The sequence below is a fragment of the Bartonella sp. LB28NMGDW genome (genome assembly GCF_042194435.1).
In the GTDB taxonomy this organism is placed as follows: domain Bacteria; phylum Pseudomonadota; class Alphaproteobacteria; order Rhizobiales; family Rhizobiaceae; genus Bartonella; species Bartonella grahamii.
The window spans coordinates 1-2,357 of sequence record NZ_JBHIMX010000056.1; the positions used below are offsets into that span (position 1 = coordinate 1).

Genomic DNA, 2,357 nt, shown 5'->3' on the forward strand with positions numbered 1-2,357 from the left:
TTGTTTCTAAATTTTCAAAATCAATTTCTCTTTTTGATAAAATAATATTTTTATTTTTTTTGTTATTGTTAATGTTAATGTTATTGTGCATTTCCAAGCATTGCTCGTGCATTGCGTATGCATTGCTTGTGCATTGCTCATGCATTGCACGTGCATCATCATTACTTTTATCTTTGTTTTTATCCCATCTAGCTTTTGCTGCTTTTGAAGCCTTTTCCGAAGCTTTATCTAAATTCTCATTAGAGTTATTGAGTTCTTCCTCAACATCTAAATTCCACAAACGACCGTCTGCTAAACGAACAAGGTATCCTTCTTCAAGCAAGACATTTAACGCTGCTTCGAACTTCTTCACTGAATAACCAGTGTAATTAGATAAAACTTTAATATTATAAAAAAGAGGTTCACCAGTACGCAACATACGTAACCGTAATCGCATATAGATATTGCCCTCTACAGCAGGCAAATAATCAACAACTATTGCCCACTGGTCTGCAAAAAGCCTCGTCCATGGCAACTTAGTTGACATACTTCACCTCCCTTTCTTTATTATTATTGCAAGTGAAATTATCTAGCTCTTCAGTGACGTTATTGAGTTCTTTTTCAACTTCTGAATTCCACAACCCACCATTGTCTAAACGTATGATGAATCCACCTTCAATCAAGGAATTCAAAGCTGCTTCAAACTCTTCTACTGGATAACCAACCCAAAAAGCTAATACCGTTAAGTCCTTTAAAATAGGTTCACCAGTATGGAGCATTAGAAGTCGCAACATGACATAGATACATTTCTCGGTCGGCGACAAACAACCAAGAGTAAGAAGCCACTTGTCTGCAAAAAGCCTCGTCCATGGTAATTTACTGGACATACCCCAATTCCCTTTCTTTAACTAAATATAAAATTGCTAAAGCATCTGCTTCGTTATCATCTTTCGGATTGTGCCCTTTTGCACGCACCGCCTTAATCATCTCTTCTTTCGACGCATTCCCCTTGCCTGTCGTCGCTTTCTTAATCGTACTTACTGGTATCCCCTCATACGGTATCTGATGCTGTTCACACCACGTCGCTAACGTTGCTAAAAAACCTCCATAAACATGCGCAGCATCAGTATCCGCATGCCGGCGCACCTCTTCAAAATACACCGCGTCAATTTGACCTGCTGTCTGCTTTATTTCTGATAGCCATTGCTTAAAGCGCAAATAACGCATTCCACCGCCTTCAAAACGGCGCGATTGAAAATTCACGGTACCACTGAACATGTCACCACTTGCACCACGTATCGCCCACCCCGTTTTGGTACCTAGATCAAAACAAAGAATCGTGTTAATCACCACACCACTCCATACAAAATGTGTTTTAGAAGATTGCTCTTTTTACGAAAATGCTGCCGTAGATCCTCAAAATCCACCAGAAAAAGTGAATTTTCCCGTCCGCGATATTCAATACTTTGAACCAGAAATCTTACAGCTGTTACGTTCAAAGAATAATGGTTTTCCAATTTGAACAATAACGCTGTTGTTCCTCAATACTTTTTTCAGCCAACTCGGCCCATGTCAGTGGCTTTGGCCTCACAAGATGAAATAATAAATATTGCGATCTATCCCATTTATTAACTTCTTCAATTGTAACGGTTTTTTTTGCCATAAACCATGTATGGACATCGTTAATAATTTGAATTGCTTCATTCTTTCTCTGTTCATCCATCATCAATTGTTGCAATATCTTTCGTGCTCTATTATCATCTTTTTCATCACTATATTCATTTATAATTGGAGCTTTGTTTACAAACTCTCTTACAAGCGCACGAACATCTTCAGGCTCTTGAAGATTGTCATTAATATTTTCATATTCAGTCAAATATTCTTGCTCTTTAGATTTCTTCTGTTCAGATTCCAACAAACGTTCTTGCACTTCTTTTTGTAATTTTTGTAAATGTTGTATTTTCTCTTCATTTTCTGCTAGCTGTCCTTCCATCAATGCTTTTTGTGACGTTATTAACTCATTTTTTTCTGCTAGCTCTTTTCTAAGCCTTCGCACTCTTTTAGAAGAGTCATGAACAGCATAAAACGAAATCACATTCGCAATTAAGGAAATAACAATTGCTACTAAACTCATCTTTCTCTCCTCACTTACCCTTCTTCTTACTCTTCTTATTCTTATGAGACGGCGCTTTTACTGCTTCATCACGCTGTTTAAGCTCTTGTGTTAGTCTTTCAACTTCCTCGTCGCGTGATGCAACATCTGCTTTTAGTGCCTGTATCTTTTCACTTTTCCGTTTAAACTCTTCTCGGTACGCATCTATCTTTTGCTTCAATTCTTTAATTTCCGCATCACATGATTGAACATGTACTGTTAGTAG

General features: G+C 37.7%; 4 protein-coding genes and 1 pseudogene. All 5 read right to left on the bottom strand.

The features are described 5' to 3' along the window. Positions 1 to 526, bottom strand: a 526-nt coding sequence (locus tag ACFIKG_RS08925; protein ID WP_375652162.1) for a DUF1376 domain-containing protein, incomplete at its 3' end; no start/stop codon positions are given. Next, on the bottom strand, positions 516 to 866 hold the full coding sequence (locus ACFIKG_RS08930) for a DUF1376 domain-containing protein (protein WP_375652163.1): 351 nt from the start codon (positions 864 to 866) through the stop codon (positions 516 to 518). The genes ACFIKG_RS08925 and ACFIKG_RS08930, both read right to left, overlap by 11 nt. Next, a complete protein-coding gene (locus tag ACFIKG_RS08935) occupies positions 856 to 1,329 on the bottom strand; it encodes a crossover junction endodeoxyribonuclease RuvC (RefSeq protein ID WP_375652164.1) in 474 nt (157 codons plus the stop codon). Before ACFIKG_RS08935 ends, ACFIKG_RS08930 begins: the two co-directional genes overlap by 11 nt. A gap of 145 nt (positions 1,330 to 1,474) precedes the next feature. Continuing rightward, positions 1,475 to 2,113, bottom strand: coding sequence for a hypothetical protein (locus tag ACFIKG_RS08940; RefSeq protein ID WP_375652165.1), 639 nt, complete (start codon positions 2,111 to 2,113; stop codon positions 1,475 to 1,477). A gap of 10 nt (positions 2,114 to 2,123) precedes the next feature. Next, positions 2,124 to 2,357: pseudogene (locus ACFIKG_RS08945) on the bottom strand (hypothetical protein); the annotation flags it as partial.

Bases quoted from the DNA above. Each gene is read 5' to 3' on its own strand.
- ACFIKG_RS08930 (WP_375652163.1), bottom strand. From the start codon at position 866: ATGTCCAGTAAATTACCATGGACGAGGCTTTTTGCAGACAAGTGGCTT.
- ACFIKG_RS08940 (WP_375652165.1), bottom strand. From the start codon at position 2,113: ATGAGTTTAGTAGCAATTGTTATTTCCTTAATTGCGAATGTGATTTCG.